The organism is Gordonia sp. PvP123 (genome assembly GCF_040547295.1).
GTDB classification, from domain to species: Bacteria; Actinomycetota; Actinomycetes; order Mycobacteriales; family Mycobacteriaceae; genus Gordonia; species Gordonia terrae.
This window is the reverse complement of sequence record NZ_JBEPPN010000005.1, coordinates 146,373-167,138: the sequence shown is the minus strand read 5'-3', so window position 1 is coordinate 167,138 and position 20,766 is coordinate 146,373. Positions and strand designations below refer to the sequence as shown.

At 68.5% G+C, this 20,766-nt stretch carries 21 protein-coding genes and 1 tRNA gene; 12 read left to right on the top strand and 10 right to left on the bottom strand.

The features are described from left to right. The first annotated feature begins 2 nt into the window (after nucleotides 1–2). Complete coding sequence (locus ABIC25_RS11110) at nucleotides 3–479, top strand: Dps family protein (protein ID WP_004023350.1); 477 nt, start codon at nucleotides 3–5, stop codon at nucleotides 477–479. 87 nt (nucleotides 480–566) lie between these two features. Here the strand turns inward: ABIC25_RS11110 and ABIC25_RS11105 are convergent, their stop codons facing one another. After that, nucleotides 567–1,163 (bottom strand): hypothetical protein, encoded by a 597-nt coding sequence (locus tag ABIC25_RS11105; RefSeq protein ID WP_354561422.1) that lies wholly within the window; start codon nucleotides 1,161–1,163, stop codon nucleotides 567–569. Between the two features lie 203 nt (nucleotides 1,164–1,366). On the opposite strand from ABIC25_RS11105, the gene ABIC25_RS11100 reads away from it, so the two are divergent. The 3 genes from ABIC25_RS11100 to ABIC25_RS11090 all read left to right on the top strand — a co-directional run bounded on the left by ABIC25_RS11100 (nucleotide 1,367) and on the right by ABIC25_RS11090 (nucleotide 5,770). After that, nucleotides 1,367–2,839 (top strand): serine/threonine-protein kinase, encoded by a 1,473-nt coding sequence (locus tag ABIC25_RS11100; protein WP_354561667.1) that lies wholly within the window; start codon nucleotides 1,367–1,369, stop codon nucleotides 2,837–2,839. Nucleotides 2,840–2,968: 129 nt separating this feature from the next. After that, nucleotides 2,969–4,345, top strand: a complete 1,377-nt coding sequence (locus tag ABIC25_RS11095; RefSeq protein ID WP_354561420.1) for a DUF2252 domain-containing protein — start codon at nucleotides 2,969–2,971, stop codon at nucleotides 4,343–4,345. Nucleotides 4,346–4,399: 54 nt separating this feature from the next. After that, nucleotides 4,400–5,770 carry a dipeptidase gene (locus ABIC25_RS11090; RefSeq protein ID WP_354561419.1) on the top strand — a complete coding sequence of 457 codons (1,371 nt, stop codon included), beginning with the start codon at nucleotides 4,400–4,402 and terminating at the stop codon, nucleotides 5,768–5,770. Here the strand turns inward: ABIC25_RS11090 and ABIC25_RS11085 are convergent. Continuing rightward, on the bottom strand, nucleotides 5,757–6,824 hold the full coding sequence (locus ABIC25_RS11085; protein ID WP_354561418.1) for an acyl-CoA dehydrogenase family protein: 1,068 nt from the start codon (nucleotides 6,822–6,824) through the stop codon (nucleotides 5,757–5,759). The two genes, ABIC25_RS11090 and ABIC25_RS11085, sit on opposite strands and share 14 nt — an antisense overlap. Before the next feature lie 213 nt (nucleotides 6,825–7,037). Between ABIC25_RS11085 and ABIC25_RS11080 the strand changes: the two genes are divergently transcribed. Continuing rightward, complete coding sequence (locus ABIC25_RS11080; RefSeq protein WP_239401962.1) at nucleotides 7,038–7,481, top strand: helix-turn-helix transcriptional regulator; 444 nt, start codon at nucleotides 7,038–7,040, stop codon at nucleotides 7,479–7,481. A gap of 66 nt (nucleotides 7,482–7,547) precedes the next feature. Here ABIC25_RS11080 and ABIC25_RS11075 read toward each other — a convergent pair whose 3' ends face one another. After that, on the bottom strand, nucleotides 7,548–8,162 hold the full coding sequence (locus ABIC25_RS11075; RefSeq protein ID WP_239401960.1) for a lipocalin family protein: 615 nt from the start codon (nucleotides 8,160–8,162) through the stop codon (nucleotides 7,548–7,550). A 149-nt stretch (nucleotides 8,163–8,311) separates the two neighbouring features. After that, entirely contained in the window at nucleotides 8,312–8,737 is a 426-nt protein-coding gene (locus ABIC25_RS11070; RefSeq protein ID WP_004023358.1) for a DUF7144 family membrane protein, read from the bottom strand. A 200-nt stretch (nucleotides 8,738–8,937) separates the two neighbouring features. On the opposite strand from ABIC25_RS11070, the gene ABIC25_RS11065 reads away from it, so the two are divergent. Continuing rightward, nucleotides 8,938–9,011: transfer RNA gene (locus tag ABIC25_RS11065), tRNA-Pro, on the top strand. Nucleotides 9,012–9,088: 77 nt separating this feature from the next. On the opposite strand, the gene ABIC25_RS11060 is transcribed toward ABIC25_RS11065, so the two are convergent. The 4 genes from ABIC25_RS11060 to ABIC25_RS11045 all read right to left on the bottom strand — a co-directional run bounded on the left by ABIC25_RS11060 (nucleotide 9,089) and on the right by ABIC25_RS11045 (nucleotide 13,540). Beyond that, the gene (locus ABIC25_RS11060; RefSeq protein ID WP_354561416.1) at nucleotides 9,089–9,283 is read right to left on the bottom strand and encodes a hypothetical protein; all 195 of its coding nucleotides are present in this window, start codon (nucleotides 9,281–9,283) and stop codon (nucleotides 9,089–9,091) included. Then, nucleotides 9,280–10,005 carry a haloacid dehalogenase type II gene (locus ABIC25_RS11055; RefSeq protein ID WP_354561414.1) on the bottom strand — a complete coding sequence of 242 codons (726 nt, stop codon included), beginning with the start codon at nucleotides 10,003–10,005 and terminating at the stop codon, nucleotides 9,280–9,282. Before ABIC25_RS11055 ends, ABIC25_RS11060 begins: the two co-directional genes overlap by 4 nt. Then, complete coding sequence (locus ABIC25_RS11050) at nucleotides 10,002–11,009, bottom strand: metallophosphoesterase (RefSeq protein ID WP_004022076.1); 1,008 nt, start codon at nucleotides 11,007–11,009, stop codon at nucleotides 10,002–10,004. Before ABIC25_RS11050 ends, ABIC25_RS11055 begins: the two co-directional genes overlap by 4 nt. Before the next feature lie 83 nt (nucleotides 11,010–11,092). After that, nucleotides 11,093–13,540, bottom strand: a complete 2,448-nt coding sequence (locus ABIC25_RS11045) for a penicillin-binding protein (protein WP_239402179.1) — start codon at nucleotides 13,538–13,540, stop codon at nucleotides 11,093–11,095. Between the two features lie 312 nt (nucleotides 13,541–13,852). Between ABIC25_RS11045 and ABIC25_RS11040 the strand changes: the two genes are divergently transcribed. Then, nucleotides 13,853–14,161, top strand: coding sequence for a WhiB family transcriptional regulator (locus ABIC25_RS11040; protein WP_004022078.1), 309 nt, complete (start codon nucleotides 13,853–13,855; stop codon nucleotides 14,159–14,161). An 18-nt stretch (nucleotides 14,162–14,179) separates the two neighbouring features. Here ABIC25_RS11040 and bagB read toward each other — a convergent pair whose 3' ends face one another. Together bagB and bagA are read right to left on the bottom strand one after the other, a co-directional pair. Next, nucleotides 14,180–15,274 (bottom strand): ArsA family ATPase, encoded by a 1,095-nt coding sequence (gene bagB / locus ABIC25_RS11035; protein WP_004022079.1) that lies wholly within the window; start codon nucleotides 15,272–15,274, stop codon nucleotides 14,180–14,182. Continuing rightward, the gene (bagA, locus tag ABIC25_RS11030) at nucleotides 15,274–16,371 is read right to left on the bottom strand and encodes an ATPase BagA (RefSeq protein ID WP_004022080.1); all 1,098 of its coding nucleotides are present in this window, start codon (nucleotides 16,369–16,371) and stop codon (nucleotides 15,274–15,276) included. The genes bagB and bagA overlap by 1 nt, the downstream gene beginning before the upstream one ends. Before the next feature lie 43 nt (nucleotides 16,372–16,414). On the opposite strand from bagA, the gene sp36 reads away from it, so the two are divergent. The 5 genes from sp36 to ABIC25_RS11005 all read left to right on the top strand — a co-directional run bounded on the left by sp36 (nucleotide 16,415) and on the right by ABIC25_RS11005 (nucleotide 20,744). After that, entirely contained in the window at nucleotides 16,415–16,579 is a 165-nt protein-coding gene (sp36, locus tag ABIC25_RS11025) for a Sp36 family protein (protein WP_004022081.1), read from the top strand. Between the two features lie 2 nt (nucleotides 16,580–16,581). Beyond that, a complete protein-coding gene (locus ABIC25_RS11020) occupies nucleotides 16,582–17,055 on the top strand; it encodes a RidA family protein (protein WP_101821005.1) in 474 nt (157 codons plus the stop codon). An 8-nt stretch (nucleotides 17,056–17,063) separates the two neighbouring features. Then, complete coding sequence (locus ABIC25_RS11015; RefSeq protein WP_239401954.1) at nucleotides 17,064–17,825, top strand: TSUP family transporter; 762 nt, start codon at nucleotides 17,064–17,066, stop codon at nucleotides 17,823–17,825. Nucleotides 17,826–17,937: 112 nt separating this feature from the next. After that, nucleotides 17,938–19,512 (top strand): MFS transporter, encoded by a 1,575-nt coding sequence (locus tag ABIC25_RS11010; protein ID WP_354561412.1) that lies wholly within the window; start codon nucleotides 17,938–17,940, stop codon nucleotides 19,510–19,512. Next, complete coding sequence (locus ABIC25_RS11005) at nucleotides 19,509–20,744, top strand: MFS transporter (RefSeq protein ID WP_239401950.1); 1,236 nt, start codon at nucleotides 19,509–19,511, stop codon at nucleotides 20,742–20,744. The genes ABIC25_RS11010 and ABIC25_RS11005 overlap by 4 nt, the downstream gene beginning before the upstream one ends. The last annotated feature ends 22 nt before the right edge of the window (nucleotides 20,745–20,766 follow it).

Here is a 20,766-nt window from a genome sequence, read left to right as displayed (position 1 = left end):
TCATGACCACCACTCCGATCACCAGCACACTCACCGACGAGCAGCAGTCCGTCGCCGGAAAGGCGTTGCAGGACACTCTCGTCGATCTCATCGACTTGTCGCTCATCGCGAAGCAGGCGCACTGGAACGTGGTCGGCAAGCAGTTCCGGTCGGTGCATCTCGACCTCGATGAGCTGGTCACGGTGTCCCGGGAGTTCACCGATGCGGCGGCCGAACGGGCCACCGCGATCGGCGTGAGCCCCGACGGCCGTGCCGAGACCGTCGCGAAGACCGCCCACACCAAGGGATTCGGTGAGGGATGGACCAAGGACAGTGACGTCGTCGAGGCGATCGTCGACAATCTCAAGGCAGTCGTCGCGGGTCTCCGCGAGCGAATCGGGGTCACCGAGGAGGCCGATCCGGTCACCCAGGATCTGCTGATCTCGTTCGCCTCGAAGCTCGAGCAGCTGCACTGGATGTGGCAGGCGCAGATCGCCTAGCGAGCCGCCTGACCCTCTCACAGCAACGAACCCCCGCCGGGCGGTCCAGCCCGGTGGGGGTTCGTTGTGTCTCGGGTCGCCGGTCGGTCAGTCGACGGGCCGTGTGGAGACCGGGGTTTCGGTGGAGGGGGTTTCGGTGGACGGGGCCTCGGTGGACGTGGCTTCGGCCGTCGGGGCCTCGGTGGACGTGGCTTCGGTGGACGGGGCCGAGTCCGGATCCGAGTCCTCGCCGGCGTAGGAGTCGCTGAAGGACACCCGTGGCGTGGTCGCCGAGTGATACAGCGCGATGCCGACGTACACCAGCGTCGAGACCCCGAAGACGCCTGCGGCCACGATCGTCGCGACGTGTACGACGGTCGCGAACACGCCGTCGAGTGATCCCACCGCGAGCGCTCCCGCTCCGGCGAGCACTGAACCGAGAAGCGCCCACGCGGCGCTCCGAATCCACGGCGCGACCACCGAGGCGTAGAAGAGCCGGTGATAGATGGTCAACGAGAACTCGTCGACCGCGGCCAGCCGCACCTCGTCGTCGCCGGCGAGGTCGCGCAGTTCCCGGGCGAGCTGGGTCTGGCGCTGCAGGGTCGTCGATTCCCGTTCGCGGTATCGCACGAATCCGACGACGCCGAACGCCGTAGCCAAGAGTCCCAACCCGACCATCACACCCCAGTAGTCCACGACATGCACGCTACAACTAGAACCTGTTGCAGTCGTGAAGCGGGTCACAGGGCCGCGTCGTCGTGGCCGGTCACGGCCTCGCCCCCGCGGTGGCCGTCGAACCCGCACTGCCGGCGCTGCTACGTTGGGCGTCCGTCTGCGCCGGAACGGACGGACCGGGGCGAGCCCGGCAGCCGCGCGGAGGATTCGGCAACGAACGGGAGGGTGCGCGGGTGACCGGTCGGGTGATCTGGACGTCGATCGTGTGCGTGGTCGTCGGCCTCGTCGTGAGCGCTTCGGCAACCGGTGTCGGGGCTTCAGGCGTCGGGGCGTCCGGGATCGGTGCGTATACGAACCCGCCGCCGGGCGTCGGCGTGCTCTCCGGCGATGCACCGGAGTCCGTTCAGCTCAGTCGCGAGCTGTACGCCCGATCCGACGAGGCGATCCTGGTGGGTCCCGACGCACTCGACGACGCCGCCGGCCGGGCCGCTGCAGCACGTGTCGCACAGGACAAGCACGTGCCGGTCCTGGCCGTGACCCCGCAGACGGCGCCCAGCGTCACCGACGAACTCCGACGACTCGGGGTCGAGACCGAGGTCCGGCTCGGTCGGGTCGATGGCATCCCGTCGCCGCGTATCTCGGCGGCTCTCGACGACCTGCGGGGCAACGCCTCGAGGTCGGGGACCGCACCGGTGGTGATGCTGACCCGCGACGCCCCGGCCGACGCGATCATGACGGCACGGTCGGCGGCACGTGTCGTCGAGGTGCCGGTACCCGACCCGCGTGCGACCGCCGAGTCGGTGGCCACGATCGAGGCGGCCGCGTCCGAACCGGCCGCCGTGCGGGCGGTGGGACCCGGCTTCGGCACCACCGAGGAGTTCGCCCGGCGCGTCGAACTGGCCCGCGACACACCGGAACTGCCCGGCGGTGGGCAGGTCGTCTTCCCGGGCAGGCGGATGGTGGCGTTGTACGGCTCGCCGGACGCGCCGGCGCTCGGTCCCCTCGGCCGGCAGGGCATCGCGGCGTCGATAGACCGGGTGCGTCGCCTCGCCGCCGAGTATCAGCGGGTGAGTGCCGAACCGGTGGTCCCGGCGTTCGAGATCATCGCGTCGGTCGCCTCGGCCGAACCGGGCCCGGGGTCGACCTACACGAACATGATCGATCCGGAGACCCTGCGGCCCTGGGTCGAGGCCGCCGGCCGCGCCGGGGTCTACGTGACCCTCGACCTCCAACCGGGGCGCATGGACTTCCTGACGCAGGCGCGTCGCTACGCCGACCTGCTGGCCCAGCCGCATGTCGGCCTGGCGCTGGACCCCGAGTGGCGGCTCGAACCCGATCAGGTCCATCTCACCCAGATCGGCTCGGTCGGGGCCGGGGAGGTCAACCGGACCTCGGAGTGGCTCGCCGGACTCGTCCGAAGCCGCCGCCTCCCGCAGAAATTGTTCGTGCTGCACCAGTTCGACGCCGGGATGCTCGACGATCGGCCCGCGATCGTGACCGACCGCGACGAGTTGCAGGTGGTTCTGCACGCCGACGGGCACGGCACCCCGGACGTCAAGATGGAAACCTGGCGCAGATTGGTCACCGATCTCCCGGCGGGGATGTGGATGGGCTGGAAGAATTTCTACACGGAGGACAAGCCGACGTTCTCGCCCGCGACCACGCTGGCGGTGCGCCCGTCCCCCTGGTTCGTGTCGTATCAGTGACTCCGACGTCACCATGCGGTCCGGGCCGGACGGACGTCGTTCGCGGCGGTTCACCGCGGGTTCCGAACGGGACCCGGAGAACTGCAACTCCGCCCGGTGGCGGGGCCGCACCGACGTGAAGGAGCGCCCGTGGCGACATCCCTCTCCACCCTGCCCACCGCTGCCGAACTCGCCGCGTGCCCCACGCCGACCGAGCGCGCCGACCCGCTGAAAATCCTGGCGGCGCAGGCACAGACCCGGGTCGCCGACCTGATCCCGGTGCGGCACGCCCGGATGTCGGCCACCCCGTTCACCTTCTACCGCGGTGCGGCCGCGGTGATGTCCGACGATCTGTCGCGAACCCCGGACACCGGGATCATCACGCAACTCTGTGGCGACGCACACCTCAGCAATCTCGGTCTCTTCTTCAGCCCCGAACGTCGAATGGTGTTCGACCTCAACGACTTCGACGAGACGCACGTCGGCCCGTTCGAGTGGGACGTCAAACGCCTCGCGGCGAGCTTCGCGATCGCCGGACGCAACAACGGATTCGACGACGCGATCAACCGCAAGGTCGCCAAGACCGTCGCCAAGTCGTACCGGCGGGCCATCGCGCGCAGCGCCACGCAGACGACGCTCGAGAACTGGTACGCCGGCATCGACGCCGACGACTTCCTGACGGATTTCGGTCCGAAGCTCGACACGTCGATGAGTGAGCGTACGCAGAAGGCCCTCAAGAAGGCGCGTCACCGCGACAGTGCCCAGGCCCTTGCGAAGCTCTGCGTGATCGACGCCGACGGTACGGCGCACATCCGCAGTGACCCTCCGCTTCTGGTGCCCCTGCACGAACGGTTCCCGGCGGAGACCGCCGACGTCGTCGCGGAGCGGGTCCGCGAGCGGATCAGTGCCTACCGCGACACCGTGCCCCTGCACGTGGCGGCGCTCCTCGACCAGTTCGAGATCGTCGACATCGCGTTCAAGGTGGTGGGAGTCGGCAGCGTCGGTACGCGGGCATGGATCATCCTGCTCACCGGCAAGGAGATGGGTGACCCGCTCTTCCTCCAGGTCAAGGAAGCGCAACGCTCGGTTCTCGCCGACCATGTGCCTGCGTCCGGCTTCGACAACCAGGGCCAGCGGGTGGTCGAGGGTCAGCGACTGCTCCAGGCGACCAGCGATCTGTTCCTCGGCTGGTCGACGGGGACCGACGAGAACGGCGAGCGACGCGACTTCTACGTGCGCCAACTGCGGGATGGCAAGGGTTCGGTGGTCGTCGAGGCCCTGAGCCCGGAGGGCATGAAGTTGTATGCGCAGTTGTGCGGTCTGGTCCTGGGTCAGGCGCATGCGCGCACCGCGAGCCGCTTCCGGATCGCCGAGTACCTGGAGACCACCAAGGGCTTCGGCGAGGCCATCGCCGAGTTCTCGATCGGCTACGCGGATCTCAACGACTCCGACCATTCGAGGATGATGGAGGCCATCGGCCGCGGCGAACTCGAGGTGTACGACCTGGCGGCCGAGGGAAAGAGCTGAGTCCCGTCCGTTCGGCCGGGACCGCCCGATTCGAGGACAGACGGGAGATCGCCGGTGAAATCGACTGCGCGAGAAAACGACAGGGACGTCGAACTGCGTGACCAGGTGGCCGCGCTGATGCCGCAGGCGAGGTCAGATCTCGCGGAGATGGTCGGTTTCCGGTCGGTGCACGATCCGCATCAGTTCCCCGTCGAGGAGTGCGACGGGATGGTCGACTGGCTGCTGTCGGCGTTCCGGGATGTCGGCGTGGAGGACATCGCCGCACATGTCACGAGCGACGGGAGCAAGGCGATCACCGGATCGATTCCCGGCCCGGAGGGCGCACCGACCGTCCTGCTCTACTTTCACCACGACGTCCAACCGCCCCTCGGTGACGACGAATGGGATTCTCCCGTGTGGGAATTGACCGAGCGCGACGGTCGCTGGTTCGGGCGCGGAGCGGCGGACTGCAAAGGCAACATCGCGGTACACCTCACCGCGCTGCGGGCACTTGCCGGCCGGGCCGGGGTGACGGTGAAGATCATCGGTGAGGGCTCGGAGGAGCAGGGGACCGGCGGCCTCGAGGACTTCGCGGTCCGGAATCCGGAACTGCTTGCGGCCGATGCCATCCTGATCGCGGACTCCGGCAACTTCGCCGTCGGGAAACCGAGCCTGACGACCACCCTGCGGGGTATCGCGAACATCGTGGTGTCGGTGGAGACGCTCGGGTCGGCCATGCACTCCGGGATGTTCGGCGGCGCCGCGCCGGATGCCCTCGCCGCCCTCATCTCGATGCTCGCCACCCTGCGTGACGAGCGCGGCAACACCACCGTCAGTGGACTCGACGCCGACGCCCGCTGGTCTGGGGTGTCCTACCCGCCCGAGCGATTCCGTGGCGATGCAACGGTTCTCGACGGGGTCGAACTGGTCGGATCGGGATCGGTGTCGGACATGGTGTGGGCGCGTCCGGCCGCCACGGTGCTCGGTATCGACTGCCCACCGGTGGTCGGATCGTCGGCGGCCGTGCAGCCGCGGGCGCGGGCGCGGATCAATCTCCGGGTGCCGCCGGGGATGGACCCCACGCATGCGCAGGACGCACTGATCGAGCATCTCCGCGGGGTCACGCCCTGGAACGCACGGGTGTCCTTCGAACGCGAGGCGGTCGGGGCGCCGTTCGTCGGGTCCACCAGCGGCCCGGCGTACGACACACTCACCGACGCGATGTCGACCGCCTACGGCAGTGAGGTGCTGATCCAGGGACAGGGCGGGTCGATCCCGTTGTGCAACGTTCTCCAGTCGCTGTACCCCGACGCCGAGATCATGCTCTTCGGTGTCGAGGAGCCGCGCTGCCTGATCCACGCACCCAACGAGAGCGTCGACCCTTCGGAGATCGAACGGATCGCGCTGGCCGAGGCCATCTTCCTGCGCGACTTCACCTACCGCTGAAGAGCTGCAGCAGCGCGTTTTTCAGCTCCGGTCGACTCGCGGCGACCAGGATGAACGCGGCTTCGCGGAACAGTCGCTCGGAATGACTCCCGCGCACGAGTGCGCGTCCGCCGTCCGCGGACACCAGCGCGGCGGCGGCGTCGAGTGCCAGGCGGGCGGCGTCGGCCCGGGCTGCCAGCAACGCGGTGGCATCCGCCATCCCGGCGTCGAGTGCGGTTCGCACGACGTCGGCGCGTTCACGCAGCGCACGGGCTTCACGGTCGTGCCCGCTGACGTCGAGCAGCGCGGTGCATCGGCGCAGGAGTCCGAACGGGAGGGTGCCGTTGAGCCGGACTCCGACGTTCTGGTTCGTGAAGAACTCCGCGAGGCCCACTCGGGTCACCACCCGATCGACGGGGACGATGAGGCCGTCGACGTGCAGCGACACCGTCTTCGTCCCGGCGGCAGCGGACAGGTCGACGGGTGTGGCCTGCACCGCGCGGGCCGACGAGCCGTCGAGGAGATCGGACATGCGCACGATCGCGGACACGACATCGTCGGTGCCGGCGTCGCGTGCCGAGATCTGCAGGAGGTCGAGGTCGCCCCAGCCGCTGACGAAGGGAGCGTGACCGGTGAGCAGCCAGCCGTCGGCGGTGGCCGTCGCGGACATCCGTGGCGGCGTGGGGACGACCCCGGCATAGGCGACCCCCGCACGCAGTCGTCCGGCCACGGTCGCTTCGAGGAATTCCGCTCGTAGGTCGGCGTTCGTGGTCCGGGACAGGGCCACCACGACGCCGTGATGCTGAATCCAGGTGAAGGCGGTGGCGAGACAACCGCTGGTCAGTACCTCCAGGATCTCGGTGATCTGACCGAACTCGAGTCCCGGCCCACCGGCCTCGACCGGCGCGGCCATCCCGTACAGGCCGGCGTCGGCGAGCGCCTGCCAGTGCGCTTCGGGCACTGTGCCGGTGCGGTCCACCTCTCCGGCCGCCGGGAACAAGACCTCATCGGCGATCCTGAGCGCGGCCGCCCGGAGCTCGACGCGTCGTGCGTCTGCGGCGTCGTCGGTGGTCACGGTTCTCACCCTACGACGCGTGCTCCCGCCGGCCTCCAGAGTTGGACGTCTGACCCGGTCTGGCGCCGCCCCGGCTCACGGAACCCGTCGTGGCGCAGCACGATCCCGGGACCAGAATCCTTGAAAGTGGGACCAAAGGCCCAAGACCGGCGACGTGAGCGTCGATAAGCTCGTGTATCGGGTGGGAGCAGTCTTCGTGTGGAAGGAACCCAGGTGACCGCAATCCTCAATGGTCGGGACGTGCAGTCGATACGCGTAGTGCCGGAATCGAATTCGGGTGCTCCGCGGTCGGATATGCGGACGAGTGAGCGGTACTTGCGCGCCGCGGTCACCGACCTCATCGAGCGCAACTTCCGTGATCCCGACTTCAGCGTCGAGATCGTCGCCCGGCACCTGCACGTGAGTCGCCGGCACCTCTACCGGGTCCTCGCCGGCGGCACCACCTCGCTCGCGGAGATGATCGCCGACCGCCGCCTGGAATGGGCCCAGGGATTGCTCATGGGGCCGGGCAATCTGAAACTCGAGGCCATCGCGCACGCGTCCGGCTTCGCCTCGACGGCGACGATGCGCAACCGTTTCCGGTCGAAGTTCGGCTGCACCCCCGACGAGTTCCGCCGCACCGCGCCGATGCCCGGGCCGGACGCCGAGGCAAGCTGAAAAAGCTCCGGCGCAAACACTTTCGTGCCTGCGCCGGAGTCTGTGGTCATCGTCTGACGGTGGCCGTCACACCGTGCACAAGGGCGAGTAGTCGCTGCGTCCGCCGGTGGTCGGAGACACCAGGAAGGTGCACGGGTTGTACCCGACCTTCTCGATCTCCTTGGTCAATCGACGCAGCTCCGAGTTGGGGACCACCTTGTCGCGGGAGAGCAGAAATCCCGATCCCCGGGTGGGATCACCGACGATCGCATACCGGTAGGGGCCGGTCGGGTTCGGGCCGTCCTCGAGATAGGCGACGATGTAGTTGGGCGCGCCGCCGGGGTTGATGCTGCCCGGGGTCTGCGGGAAGCGAACGCTCAGTTGCGCATTGGTCTGCGGGTCGACGACGGTCGCGCGCCCGACGACGCCTCCGCGCATGCCGGTGGGGCCGGTGCACTGGTTGTCGACGCCGATCGTCGTGGCGTCGATGTAGGTGTAGGTCGCGCTGGTGTCCCGGGCGCAGGTGACGCCGAAGAACGACGGCACTGTCGCCAGCTGCCACCACTTACCGAGGTAACGGTCCACCTCGACCTTCGCCACGGGGGCCAGCGGCGCCGCTTGCGCCGGGCCGGCTCCGGATGCGAAGCCGACGCTGAGGACTACGCCTGCGACAAGGGCTGCAAGGGACCGGGTGATGCGCATGGTGTTCCTTTCGGGCGAAACGTCGTCGCGCGGCTCTCGAGGTGGAGCAGCGTCACCAGACGATTCGGACCGGATGCGCGTCGTGGATTGGTCGGTCCCCGCAGCCCTCGTCTCAGCGAAGTGTTCTCACTGCGTCAGTGGCCGGTCGGTCACAGGTTGTATTCGTTGGTGGGATTCCAGGTGGAGACGGCCCAGATCACGATCAGATCCAGGACGATGATCAGGATGGCCCACGCGGGGTAGTAGGGCAGCCACAGGAACTGCGCGATGATCGACAGCGACGCGATGATGATCGCGGAGATGCGCGCCCAGTCGGCGCCCACGGCGAGGCCACCGGCGACCAGGACCCCGACGATGCCGAGGATCAGGTGGATCCAGCCCCAGGTGGTGAGGTCGAACTGCCAGATGTACTGGGGTCCGGCGACGAACAGTTCATCGTTGGCGATGGCTGAGATGCCCTGGAAGATCGAGACCAAGCCGGCTACGAAGAGCAGCGCGGCGGCTACGATCGCGATCCCGAATGCGAAACCCTGCTTGGCAGACGAGTTGGCCTGCTGATCCGGGGAAGCGCTCATGGTTGGCGTGTCCTTTCAGTGGTTGTACGCCGACTCCCTGGTCCCGACCGACGGCGCGGCGGCACTGGTACGGATGGACCACAACAAGAATGAGGTGCGGGAGGCACTTTCGCACAGCATTCGAGCCAGACCGGGCACATCTTTGACCAGGCGATTTAGTACTCGACCACAGTGGGGTATAAGCTATCGCAGGCTACACACGGGGTGTGGCGCAGCTTGGTAGCGCGCTTCGTTCGGGACGAAGAGGTCGTGGGTTCGAATCCCGCCACCCCGACGCAAGGTTGAGATTGCAGAAGAGACCCTGACCGGAGACATCCGGTCGGGGTCTCCTCGTTTCCGCAGGTCGCCGGGTCACTCCGGCTCTTCCTCCGAGGAGAGCCGACCACCGATGTGGGCCAGGATGATCGGGTCGTCGGTGAGGACGCGGTCGACTTCCTCGCCACCGTCGCAGCGGAGCAGGCCCAGCGTCACCCCGGCCGGTCCGTGGTGGACCACCCGCCACGACGCCCCGGAGTCCTCCCAGCGCAGCAGGTCCTCGAGGGTCATCCGGGGGCGACGCTCTCGGCGCGGCTCAGCTGACGCGCGAGGTCGAGCAGATCCGTGGCGTGGTAGTCGTTGTCCGGCGAACCGGAGTCGTCTTTCTCGTCCCCGCCCCACTCATCGGGCCGCTCGATGAACGCCGTCCGCAGTCCGAAGGACCGGGCGGCGTCGAGATCGCTCTGGTGGGTTGCCACCATCATCACCTCGGCTGGTTCGACCTCAAGGAGATCGGCCAGCCCGCAATAGGTCTCGCGCGCCGGCTTGTAGTGCAGCCAGAGGTCGGAACCGCCGATGACGTCCCAGGGGAATCCGTTGTGCCGGGCCATGTCGGTGAGCAGGGCGACGGTCCCGTTGCTCAGCGCGCAGATGATGTGATCGCGTTTGAGGCGCCGGAGGCCGTCGGCGGCGTCCGGCCAGCCGGGGATCGTCCGCCAGGCACGGACGAGAGAGCGGGACTGAGTGTCGTCGAGCGACACGTCGTGCAGCGCGGCGACCTCCTGCAGGGTCTCGGTCTGCAGATCGTCGAGGCGGCGCCACGGCAGCTCGCCGGATTCGACGCGAGCCAGGATCGGCGAATACCGGCGCCGCCAGTCCTTGGCGAACGACGCGGCGTCGACACCCGGGACGGTCTCGCGGACGGAGTCGGAGATGCCGGTGAACCAGTCGGTGACCGTTCCGAAGGTGTCGAAAGCGAGGACCTTCACACGGGGATGAAGGTCAGCGCTCACATGGTCTCCCGGGCCAGCTGCGGCAGCGACTGGTCGGCGTCGTAGTCGGCGTCGCCGTGGGACACGGGCGTGAGGGTGAGAAGGCTGGCCTCCGGACGGCAGCAGAAGCGTGCCGGAGCGTACGGCGAGGTACCCAGGCCGGCGCTCACGTGCAGTTTCATCGAGGAGCCCCAGCTCGACGGGCCCTTCACCCGGGACCGATCGAGCTGGCAGTTCGTCACCAGCGCGCCGAAGTACGGCAGACAGAGCTGCCCACCGTGCGTGTGACCGGCCATGACCAGGTCATAACCGTCGGCAGCGAACCGGTCGAGGACCCGCGGCTCGGGCGAGTGGGTCAGACCGAGCCGCAGATGGGCCAGTGGGTTGGGACGTCCGGCGATCGTCTCGTAGCGGTCCCGCTCGATGTGTGGATCGTCGACGCCGGCCGCGACGACCCGTACGCCGCTGACCTCGAGTTCGCGGACGGTGTGCGTCGCGTCGAGCCATCCACGTTCAGTGAACGCGGCCCGCAGGTCCTGCCACGGCAGCGGCTCGCCCTGCGTGCGCTGGTGGTCTTTCTTGAAGTACTTGAGCGGGTTCTTGGGCTTGGGACCGAAGTAGTCGTTGGACCCGAACACGAACAGGCCGGGCCGCGACAGCAGGCCGCCGAGCGCCTGGATCACCGACGGGACCGCCTGCGGGTGCGCGAGATTGTCTCCGGTGTTGACGACGAGGTCCGGTTCGAGCGCCTCGAGCTCGGCGATCCACGCCTGCTTCAGCCGCTGGCCGGGCATCATGTGCAGATCGCTGATGTGCAGGACCCGCAGCGGGGAGGCGCCGGGTTCGAGGACCGACAGCGTCGTGTGTCGCAGCGCGAATGCGTTGCGCTCGATCACCGTCGAGTAGAACAGCCCGGCCGCGGCGAGTCCCGCGGCGCCGGCCAGAGCGCGGACGGGTACCCCGGAACCGGACGGACCGAGGCGGGGGATGCCGAGGCGTGCGATGTCGAGTTCGGAGTGCTGCATCCCCCCAGGATACGCATCCCGCGCGCCGGTTCCGCCCCCGTTTCCCCGGCGGCGCGGGCGGGTCGTCGACCGTCCGATCGCGATCAGCCCGGGAGCTGGATCACCACCGGTCCGACGCCGGGCACGACGACCGTCGTCTCGGTGGGACCGCCGTCGTCGCCACCGGCACGGCGGCCGTTGCTGACGTAGATCGTCACGGTGCTGCCGGGCATGGCCGAGTCGGACGGCGCGGTGAAGACCACGGTGCCCTGCGGACGTCCGCTGTCGACGTCGAGTTCGCTGACCTTGAATCCGGCGCCTTGCAAGCGCGACGTGGCCTCGCTCGCAGGGAGGCCGCTGACCTGCGGGATGCGCCCTCGATCGCTCCCGTTCCAGTACTCCCGATCGACCGGGGGCAGGTTGACGGGACCGAACTTCGTCGCTACCGGCTTGACGGCCTGGAACCACGTGCGCGCGGGTTCCATACCGCCGTAGAGGTCGCCGTCGTAGCAGGACCGCAGCGGGCTGCTGCACACGCCCTGCGGGTTGGGGCCGTCGCTGTAGACGTATGCGGCACCGGCGATCTGGTTGGTGAAGCCCACGAACGCCGACGAGCGGTGCGCCTCGGTGGTACCGGTCTTGCCCGACATCGGCAGGGTCCAGCCCGCCGAGCCGGCCGCACCGGCCGCGGTGCCGCCGCCCACGTCGTCCTTGCTCATCGCGTTGGCGAGGGTGTGCGCGAGTCCCTCGTCCACGACCTGCTCACACGGGGGAGGGGTGAACGGGACCGCGGTCAGGGCGCGCTGGCCGTCCGGTCCGATGACCGGGTTGCCGTACTGGTCCCGCTTGATCCGGCTGATCGCCCTGATCGGGTTCGGCGGGCACCACGTGCCGCCCGACGCGATGGTCGCGGCGACATTGGCGAGCTCGAGACCGTTGAGCGGTAGGGGGCCGAGGGTGAAGGAGCCGAAGTTCCCGTCCTTGACGTACTGGGCCATGCTCTTCTCGCCGTAACCCGACGATCCGGGGATGGTGTACGAGCGCAGGCCCAGGCGAACGGCCATGTCGACCGCAGGCTTGACGCCGACCTGCTGGAGCAGCTTCACGAACGCGGTGTTCGGCGACTGCGCCAGGGCGTTGGTCACCGACATCGAGGCCGGATACCGGCCGTCGTTCTTGACGCAGTAGGCGTTGACGGGACAACCGTTGGCCCCACCGCTGTTGCCCATGCCCTCCACGGCGATGGAGCCGGGGACGGGGATGTTGGATCCCGCGCCGAGACCCTTCTCCATCGCGGCGGCGACGGTGAAGATCTTGAACACCGAGCCGGCGCCGTCGCCGACCATCGAGAACGGCTGGGGTTGCATCGTCTCGCCGGCGCCGAGGTCGAGGCCGTAATCGCGGCTCGACGCCATCGACAGCACGTCGTGCGACTTCTTGCCGGGGCGCAGCGTGCTCATCACGTCGGCGACACCGTCGGCGGTCGGGCTGGCCTGTGCCTTGACCGCCCGCACGGTGGAACGCTGGACCTCGGGGTCGAGCGTGGTCTGGATGATGTAGCCGCCGCGCAGGACCGAGTTGCGGGACATGCCGTTCTCGGCCAGGAACTGCAGGGCGTAGTCGCAGAAGAAGCCGTTGTTGTCCGCCGCGATGCATCCCTGCGTCGGGGTCTGCGGGCGCGGCAGCACGCCGAGCGGCTTCTCCTTGGCCGCGATCAGCTCGTCACGTCGTTCCGGGAAGTTCTCGATCATCGTGTCCAGCACGACGTTCCGGCGGGCGAGGGAGGCCTCGGGGTTGGAGTACGGGTTCAGCGCGGAGCTGGACTGGACCATGCCGGCGAGCAGCGCGGCCTGCTCGACCCGGAGGTCCTTGGCGGGGATGCCGAAGTAGGTCTGCGCGGCGGCCTCGATGCCGTAGGCGTTGTTGCCGAACGGCACCACGTTCAGGTACCGGGTGACGATCTGCTTCTTCGCCTCCTGCTTGGCAGCGGCGTCGTCGAGTCCCTTGTCGCGCTTGGCCTGATCGATGAGGGTCTGCTCGAGGGTCAGCGCCATCCGCACCTCGCGGAGCTTGCGCGCGGGCGTGGTCTCCACCGCGGCCTGGCGATCGGCCTCGGTCCGGGCGAGCACGAGGAGCTGGTAGTTCTTGATGTACTGCTGATCGAGGGTCGACGCACCCTGCTGGACCTCGCCCGACGACGAGTTCTTCAGCGCGGCACGGATGGTGCCCTTCCAGTCGACGCCGTCGTGTTCGAGGAACCGTCGGTCCTCGACCGAGATGATCGCGCGGATCATGTCGGGCGAGATGTCGTTGTAGCCCACCTGATAGCGGTACTGGTCGAACAGCACCGCGATCGGCTTCCCGTCGACATCGGTCATCGTGGTGACCTCTGGCAACGTGCCGTTGAGGAGTTCGGAGGACACGTTCTCGACCGCGGCCGCCGCTCGGTTGGAGACGACCCCGATTCCGCTGGCCACGGGATAGAGCAGACCGGCGACGAGAACTCCGGCCAGCAGGCTCGCCCACGCCAGCGACCACAGTTTCTTCGACATCACCCCGACAGGATACGTGCGTTCTTCCCGAACACCTCCCTGCACTCGCCCGCGGCGACGACGATGACCGGGTCGACCGGAGTTCCCGGGGCGGCGGGGTGCGTCCGCGCGACAGGGTGATCGCGGACCGTCCGAACGGATGAGTTTGCACGGTTGTCCCACTTTGTTGCTTCCAGGGGTTGCGCCCCCCAGCACAGATCCCTAGATTGAGTGCAGAATGTGACTCACTTAACAGTTCGCTGCAAATGTGGCTTGAGCAGCGAGGTTGAGACGTTCTCGCAGCTACGCAGATACGACAGGTAGGGGTGGCGGATGGCGACAGCGGCAGTTTCCAACGAAGAGGATCGCTTGGCGTGGGTTGCTCAGGCGCGGTGTAGAGGGGGAGACCCCGACGATCTGTTCGTGCGAGGCGCGGCCCAGCGCAAAGCCGCCACGATCTGCCGCCACTGCCCGGTGCAGCTCGAATGCGGCGCCGACGCGCTCGACAACCGTGTCGAGTTCGGCGTGTGGGGCGGATTGACCGAACGCCAGCGCCGTGCACTCCTCCGCCAGCACCCCGAGGTCACATCCTGGTCGGCGTTCTTCGCCGCGCAGCGTCGGCGCCACCGCGACGCGGTCTGAACTCAGGGGGAGCAGTGATCAGCCGCGGCCGGTGATCTGCTCGGCCACCGCTCGCAGCGCGGTCACGTCCGCGACCTCGAACGGCAGCGCCGGCACCCCGACGATCGGTACCCGCGGATGCGACGCCGTGAATCGTTGCAGCAGATGGAGTTCGCGTTTCCCCGTGGCCGCCCGATCGGCGTGAATCCGGAGGACTCCCCGGGTGAGGTCGTCGGTCACCGAGTCGAGGGCGACCAACGCGGCCTCCTCGTGGATCGACGTCAGGTTCGGATGGGTCCGGTTGAGGATCAACCCGGCGAGCGGCATCGACTCCTCGGACAGGCGGTCGACGAAGAACGCGGCCTCCCGCAGGGCGTCGGCCTCCGCGGCGGCGACGACCGCGAACTGGGTGCCCGGCTGCTTGAGCAGGGCGTAGGTCTTCGCGGCACGGTCCTGGAAGCCGCCGAACATCGAGTCCAGCGACTGCACGAACATCGCGACGTCGCGGAGCATGTCGCCGCCGATGATCGTCGCGACACCGCGCATGGCCAGGCTCATCGCGCCGGTGACCATGCGGCCGACCCCGCGGCCGCCGCCGACCAGCACCTTCATCAGGCGGCCGGAGAGAAACGAACCCAGTCGCTGTGGCGCGTCGAGGAAGTCGAGCGCGTTCCGCGACGGCGGGGTGTCGACGACGATCAGATCCCAGTGGTCCTGTTCCAGCAGCTTGCCGAGCTTCTCCATCGCCATGTACTCCTGCGTGCCGGAGAACGACGAGGCCACGGTCTGATAGAAGGCGTTCTCCATGATCGCCTCGGCCCGCTCGGGGGAGGAGTACTCGAGCACCATCTCGTCGAAGGTGCGTCGCATGTCGAGCATCATCGCGTCGAGCGTGCCCTTGCCGTCGATCGCCACCGGTTGCGGATCGTTGGTGAGTTCGGACATCCCGAGGGACTGGGCCAGACGCTTGGCCGGGTCGATCGTCAGCACCGCCACGGTCCGGCCCTGCTCGGCGGCGTACATGGCCATCGCGGCCGCGGTGGTCGTCTTGCCGACTCCGCCCGCGCCACAACAGATCACGACGCGCGTCGACGGATCGGTGAGCACCGAGCCCATCTTGAGGTCGAGTGGCATCACGCACCCGCTTTCTGGAGGAGGTTGGCCAGCTCGTAGATGGATCCCAGGTCGACGCCGTCGCCGAGGGACGGGAGTTCGAGCGTCGGCAATTCGACCTCGTCGAGCTGCGCCTTGGCGATCTGCTGCGCCTGCAGCCGGGTCGCGTGCTCGATGGTCTCGGTGAGCAGGCCGGCCAGATCCCCGTCGGCGAGCTTGAGTCCGGCCGCGGTCAGGCTGTCCTCCACTCGCCCCGCGTCGATCCGGCCCTCGGCGATCTCGTCGATCACGTCGGCGGGCAGATGGGGCGCGCTCACGCGGTTGATGACGAGGCTGCCCAGAGTGAGGTTCTTGCCCCGGAGCTCGTCGATGGCCTCGATGGTCTCCTGGATCGGCATGGCCTCGAGGAGCGTCACGAGGTGGATGATCGTCTCCTCCGAATGCAGGAGCCGGACCACGCCTTCGCTCTGGTTGCGGATCGGGCCGGTCTTGGCGAGATCGGCCATCGCCTGCGTGACGTCGAGGAAATTCCCGATGCGTCCGGTCGGCGGGGCATCCACGACCACCGCGTCGTACACACGGTTGCCCTGCTTGTCGGTGTGGATGATCCGCTCTTTGATCTTGCCGGTGAGCAACACGTCGCGAAGGCCGGGAGCGACGGTCGTGACGAAGTCGATGGCACCGATCCGCTTCATCGCGCGGCCGGCGAAGCCGAGGTTGTAGAACATGTCGAGGTACTCGAGCAGGGCATGCTCGATGTCGATGGCCAGCGCGGACACCTCGCCGCCGCCCTCGGCCGTCGCGATGCGGGTGTCGGTCGGCGGCAACGGCGGGATGTCGAAGACCTGCGCGATGCCCTGGCGTCCCTCGGTCTCGACGAGGAGGACCTTCTTGCCGTCGGCGGCCAGCGCCAGCGCCAGCGCGGCCGCGACCGTGGTCTTGCCGGTGCCGCCTTTGCCGGACACGAAGTGCAGGCGGGCGCGGGCGGCGGCCGCAGGCCACTCGTTCCCACCCGCGACGGACGAAGCGTCTGTCGCACCGCTGCCGGAAGCGTCGTCTGTCACGCCGGAATCGAGCGACTCACCCGACCCGGATCGCGAGCCCTGTTCATTGGCCACGGCAACACCTTATCCATTCACCGTCGCCAGATAGGGTGAGTCCATGAGTGAAGTGACCGCGTGGGAATACGTGACCGTGCCGCTGCTGACGCACGCCACGAAGCAGATCCTCGATCAGTGGGGCGCCGATGGCTGGGAACTGGTTTCGGTTCTGCCCGGTCCGACCGGCGAGCAGCACGTCGCGTACCTGAAGCGACCGAAGGGCTGACCATGGCGACCACGTGGACCGATCGTCTCGTCGAGCTGGGCATCGAGCTCCCGTCCGTGGTGCCGCCGGTGGCGAGCTACACCCCGGCGGTGCGCACCGGCAACCTCGTCTACACCTCGGGTCAGCTGCCCGTCGTCGACGGCGAGCTGTCGGCGCGCGGCAAGGTCCACGAGGGCGCCGAGGGCATCGTTCAACCGGAGGATGCGACTGCGGCAGCCCGGGTCTGCGCGCTCAACGCACTGGCGGCGATCGACGCGCTGGTCGGGATCGACTCGATCGTGCGGGTGATCAAGGTCGTCGGGTTCGTCGCGTCCGCCCCCGGTTTCACCGGTCAGCCCGGCGTGATCAACGGAGCCTCGGATGTCCTCGGCGAGATCTTCGGTGACGCCGGGGTGCACGCCCGCTCTGCCGTCGGTGTCGCCGAACTGCCGCTCGGTGCGTGCGTCGAGGTGGAACTGATCGTCGAAGTGGCCTGACGTCCGCCTTGGACGTCGCACTCCTGATCGCCGCGGCCGCCGCGGCGGGCTGGGTCGACGCCGTGGTCGGCGGCGGTGGACTCGTCCTGATCCCGGCGATGTTGATCGTTCAACCGGGGTTGCCCACCGCGACGGCCCTGGGGACCAACAAACTCGCCGCGGTGTTCGGCACCGCGTCGGCGGCATGGCGCTACACGCGTCATGTCCGGGTCGATCTTCGTCGGCTGATCCCGGTTTTCGTCGCGGCGCTGTTCTTCTCGGCGCTCGGTGCAACGGTGGCCGTGGCCCTGCCCACCGAGATCTTCACGCCGATCGTGCTGGTGATGCTGGTGTGCGTCGGACTGTTCGTCGCGCTCAACCCGGGCTTCGGCGGTGACGCGTCGGCGGGCCCGCGCTCGCGCGTGTCGACGATCGCCGGTCTCGTGGTGGCCGGCGTCGTCGTCGCCTTCTACGACGGGGTGATGGGACCGGGGACCGGCACGTTCCTGATCATCAGCCTGACCGCGCTGGTCGGTACCAGCTTTCTGGAGAGCTCGGCGATGGCGAAGGTCGTCAACACCGGCACCAACCTCGGTGCGCTCACGGTATTCGGCCTGCAGGGAAATGTCCTGTGGCTGTTGGGGTTGGGGTTGGCCGTCGCCAACGTCATCGGCGCCCAGATCGGATCCCACATGGCGATCGGACGGGGTAGTTCGTTCGTGCGGTGGGTCCTGCTGGCCATCGTCGTGGTGATGGTGGGGAAGCTCGGGTACGACCTCATCGCGGGGTGAACGCCGCCGGGCGTCGCAACAGGCGGGTGGAACGGCTCCGGCCGATCTATGCTCTCCTCGTCGAGCCCGCGGCGGACGGGCCGTGACGCGGCTGTCGTGGAGGCGGTGCACCATGGGCGATTCGGCGACTTCGGAAACCGCGGCTCCGCTGTCGGGCAAGCAGCGGGTGCTCGCGCTGCTGCTCGCGATGGCGATGTTCGTTCTGGTCGTGGACACCTCGTTCATGAACGTGTCGATCTCGGCGGTGGTTCGCGATCTCGACACGACCGTGAGTGGGGTGCAGTCGGCGATCGCCCTGGAGGCACTGGTGTCCGCGGCGTTCATCCTGATCGGCGGCAAGGTCGGCGATCTGATCGGCCGGCGGCGGGCGTACGTCATCGGATTGCTGGCCTACGCCGTCGGCGCATCCGCCATGGCCCTCGCGCAGGGACTCACGACGATCATCGTCTTCTGGGCGATCATCGGTGGGATCGGGGCGTCGCTCCTCCTTCCCGCGATGCAGTCGCTGGTACACGGCAATTTCCAGGGCGACGATCAGAAGCGGGTGTACGCCCTCGTGGGCGCCGCGGCGGCGATCGCGGCCGCGGTCGGCCCGCTGTTGGGCGGATTCATCACGACGTACCTCTCGTGGCGCCTGGCCTTCGTCGCCGAAGTCGTCATCATCGCAATCGTGTTGTGTGGAATCGGTTTGGTCCGCGATGTCGCGTACACCGGGCCGCGCGGAGTCGACCCGATCGGAGCGCTGCTGTCGGTGCTGGGGATGGGCGGGATCGTCTTGGGGATCCTCGTCTGGCAGGAGGGCGGTGAGGCGGTTGGCATCCTGCTCGTGGTCGGAGCCGCGGGTCTGGTCGGCCTCACCTGGTGGTTGATTCGCCGGCGCCGCGCCGGCCGACCCACTCTCCTGGACCCGGATCTGTTCCGCTCGAGGCCGTTTCGTCTGGGCGTCAGCCAGCAGCTACTCCAGCAGATCGCACTCGGCGGCATCATGATCTCGCTGCCGATCTATCTCCAGATGGTCCTCGAGTACGACGCCATGGAAGCCGGGCTGTCACTGGCACCCTTGTCGCTCAGCATGTTCGTGGTCGCGTTGCTCGCCGGGCGGCGGACGCACACCCGGCCCCCGTCGACGATCGTGCTCGCCGGTTTCGGGCTGCTCACGCTCGGTGTCGCCGTCCTCCTCCCGATCGTGCCGCGGGCGGATTTCGGTTGGGGTCTGATCGTGCCGCTGATCGTGGCGGGTGCCGGTCTGGGACTGCTCGTCTCGCAGCTGAACGACTACACGCTTGGGCCGATCAGCGACGAACGCGTGAGCGAGGCCGCCGGGACGAACTCTGCGGCCGGGTCATTCGGATTGTCCTTCGGTCTGGCGGGCGCAGGCGCGATCTTGCTGGCGTCGCTCGCCTTCGGATTCGTCCGCGAGGCGGAGTCCAGTGCGGTCCTGGCACCCGCGGAACAGCAACAGGTGGCTCGAGTACTCGACGACGACGCGCAGGTGATGAGCAACACGCAGCTGACCGAGTTGCTGGCCGGTCAGCCCGCGGACGTTCGCGACGAGATCATCCGCATCAACACCGAGGTGCGACCGGTCGCGCTCCAGGTGGCACTCGTGATCCCGTTGGCCGCGGGCGTGCTCGGCACGGTCAACGCGCTGCGGATGAGAAGCGGGGCGGGTCGGCGGCGATCATGAGTTCGCTTGTCGCCCTGCAACGGCGAACCGTCGTGCTGCTCTGTGTGGCCCAGGTCCTGGGCGGGTTGTCGATGGGTGGGGCGCTGGCGCTCGGCGCGATCCTCGGTGAGGAACTGTCGGGGACGGACTCGCTGGCCGGTCTGCCGACCACTGTGGTCACTCTCGGTGCGGCTGCCGCGGGCCTCCCGCTGGCGTCCCTGGCAGCCGGGCGCGGTCGTCGTCCCGCGTTGACCACCGGTCTGCTGATCGCCGGATTCGGGACCCTGACCGTGGCGGTGGCGGTCGACCACGGTTGGTTCGTGCTGATGCTCATCGGCATGGCCGGACTGGGGTCGGGCAGTGCGGTGAGTCTGCAGGCGCGGTTCGCCGCGACCGATCTGTCGTCGCCGGGAACACGGGGGCGCGATCTCTCACTCGTGGTGTGGACGACGATGGTCGGCGCGGTGATCGGACCCGCGGTCGTCCCGCTCGGTGCGACCGTCGCGGGGTGGTTCGCGATGACCGAGCTGTCGGGTCCGTTCCTCGTCGGCGCCGCGGGGTGTTTCGGCGCCGCCGCCGTGCTCTTCGTCGGGTTGCGTCCCGACCCCCTCGTCGTGGCGATCGGCGCGACCGGTGGATCGCGTGCCAGAGTGTCGCTGGCCGAGGGGTTCTCGGCGATCGTGCACACACCGCCGGCCCGCGCGGCGATGGCTGCGGTGGTGTCGGCGCATGCGGTCATGGTCGGGGTCATGGCGCTGACGCCGGTCCACATGCATCACGGCGGCGCCTCGGTGACCCTGGTCGGTCTGTCGATCAGCGCGCACATCGCCGGGATGTACGCGCTCGCACCGGTGATGGGACTGCTCTCGGACCGGGCGGGGCGAGTCCCGGTCATCCTCGGCGGTCAGGCGGTACTCGTCGTCAGTTGCGTCGTCGGCTTCGTCTTCGCGGAGTCGCAGACCGGCCTCGTCGTGGCCCTGGTCCTGCTCGGCATCGGATGGTCGGCGTCTACGGTCGCAGCGTCGACGTTGCTCACCGACAGTGTGGACACCGCACGACGTGCACCGGCGCAGGGCGTTTCGGATACCTCGATGAGTCTCGCCGGAGCGGCCGCGGGCGCGCTCGCCGGGATCGTCGTCGGTGCCTTCGGATACCCGGCGCTGGTTCTCGGTGCCGCGGTGATCGCGGTGGTGACCGCGGCCTACGTCGTGCTCGACGGTGTCCGCGACCGGCGTCGGACCGTGATGGCCTAGGGTTCGACACACTGCTCGGGAA

What these genes read in the sequence shown, in the direction of transcription:
- ABIC25_RS11060 (WP_354561416.1), bottom strand. Translation starts at nt 9,283, where the DNA reads ATGACCCTCGAGGACCTGCTGCGCTGGGAGGACTCCGGGGCGTCGTGG.
- ABIC25_RS11110 (WP_004023350.1), top strand. Translation starts at nt 3, where the DNA reads ATGACCACCACTCCGATCACCAGCACACTCACCGACGAGCAGCAGTCC.
- ABIC25_RS11020 (WP_101821005.1), top strand. Translation starts at nt 16,582, where the DNA reads ATGGCGACCACGTGGACCGATCGTCTCGTCGAGCTGGGCATCGAGCTC.
- bagB (WP_004022079.1), bottom strand. Translation starts at nt 15,274, where the DNA reads ATGCCACTCGACCTCAAGATGGGCTCGGTGCTCACCGATCCGTCGACG.
- sp36 (WP_004022081.1), top strand. Translation starts at nt 16,415, where the DNA reads ATGAGTGAAGTGACCGCGTGGGAATACGTGACCGTGCCGCTGCTGACG.
- ABIC25_RS11040 (WP_004022078.1), top strand. Translation starts at nt 13,853, where the DNA reads ATGGCGACAGCGGCAGTTTCCAACGAAGAGGATCGCTTGGCGTGGGTT.
- ABIC25_RS11050 (WP_004022076.1), bottom strand. Translation starts at nt 11,009, where the DNA reads ATGCAGCACTCCGAACTCGACATCGCACGCCTCGGCATCCCCCGCCTC.
- ABIC25_RS11075 (WP_239401960.1), bottom strand. Translation starts at nt 8,162, where the DNA reads ATGCGCATCACCCGGTCCCTTGCAGCCCTTGTCGCAGGCGTAGTCCTC.
- ABIC25_RS11070 (WP_004023358.1), bottom strand. Translation starts at nt 8,737, where the DNA reads ATGAGCGCTTCCCCGGATCAGCAGGCCAACTCGTCTGCCAAGCAGGGT.
- ABIC25_RS11005 (WP_239401950.1), top strand. Translation starts at nt 19,509, where the DNA reads ATGAGTTCGCTTGTCGCCCTGCAACGGCGAACCGTCGTGCTGCTCTGT.
- ABIC25_RS11010 (WP_354561412.1), top strand. Translation starts at nt 17,938, where the DNA reads ATGGGCGATTCGGCGACTTCGGAAACCGCGGCTCCGCTGTCGGGCAAG.
- ABIC25_RS11045 (WP_239402179.1), bottom strand. Translation starts at nt 13,540, where the DNA reads ATGTCGAAGAAACTGTGGTCGCTGGCGTGGGCGAGCCTGCTGGCCGGA.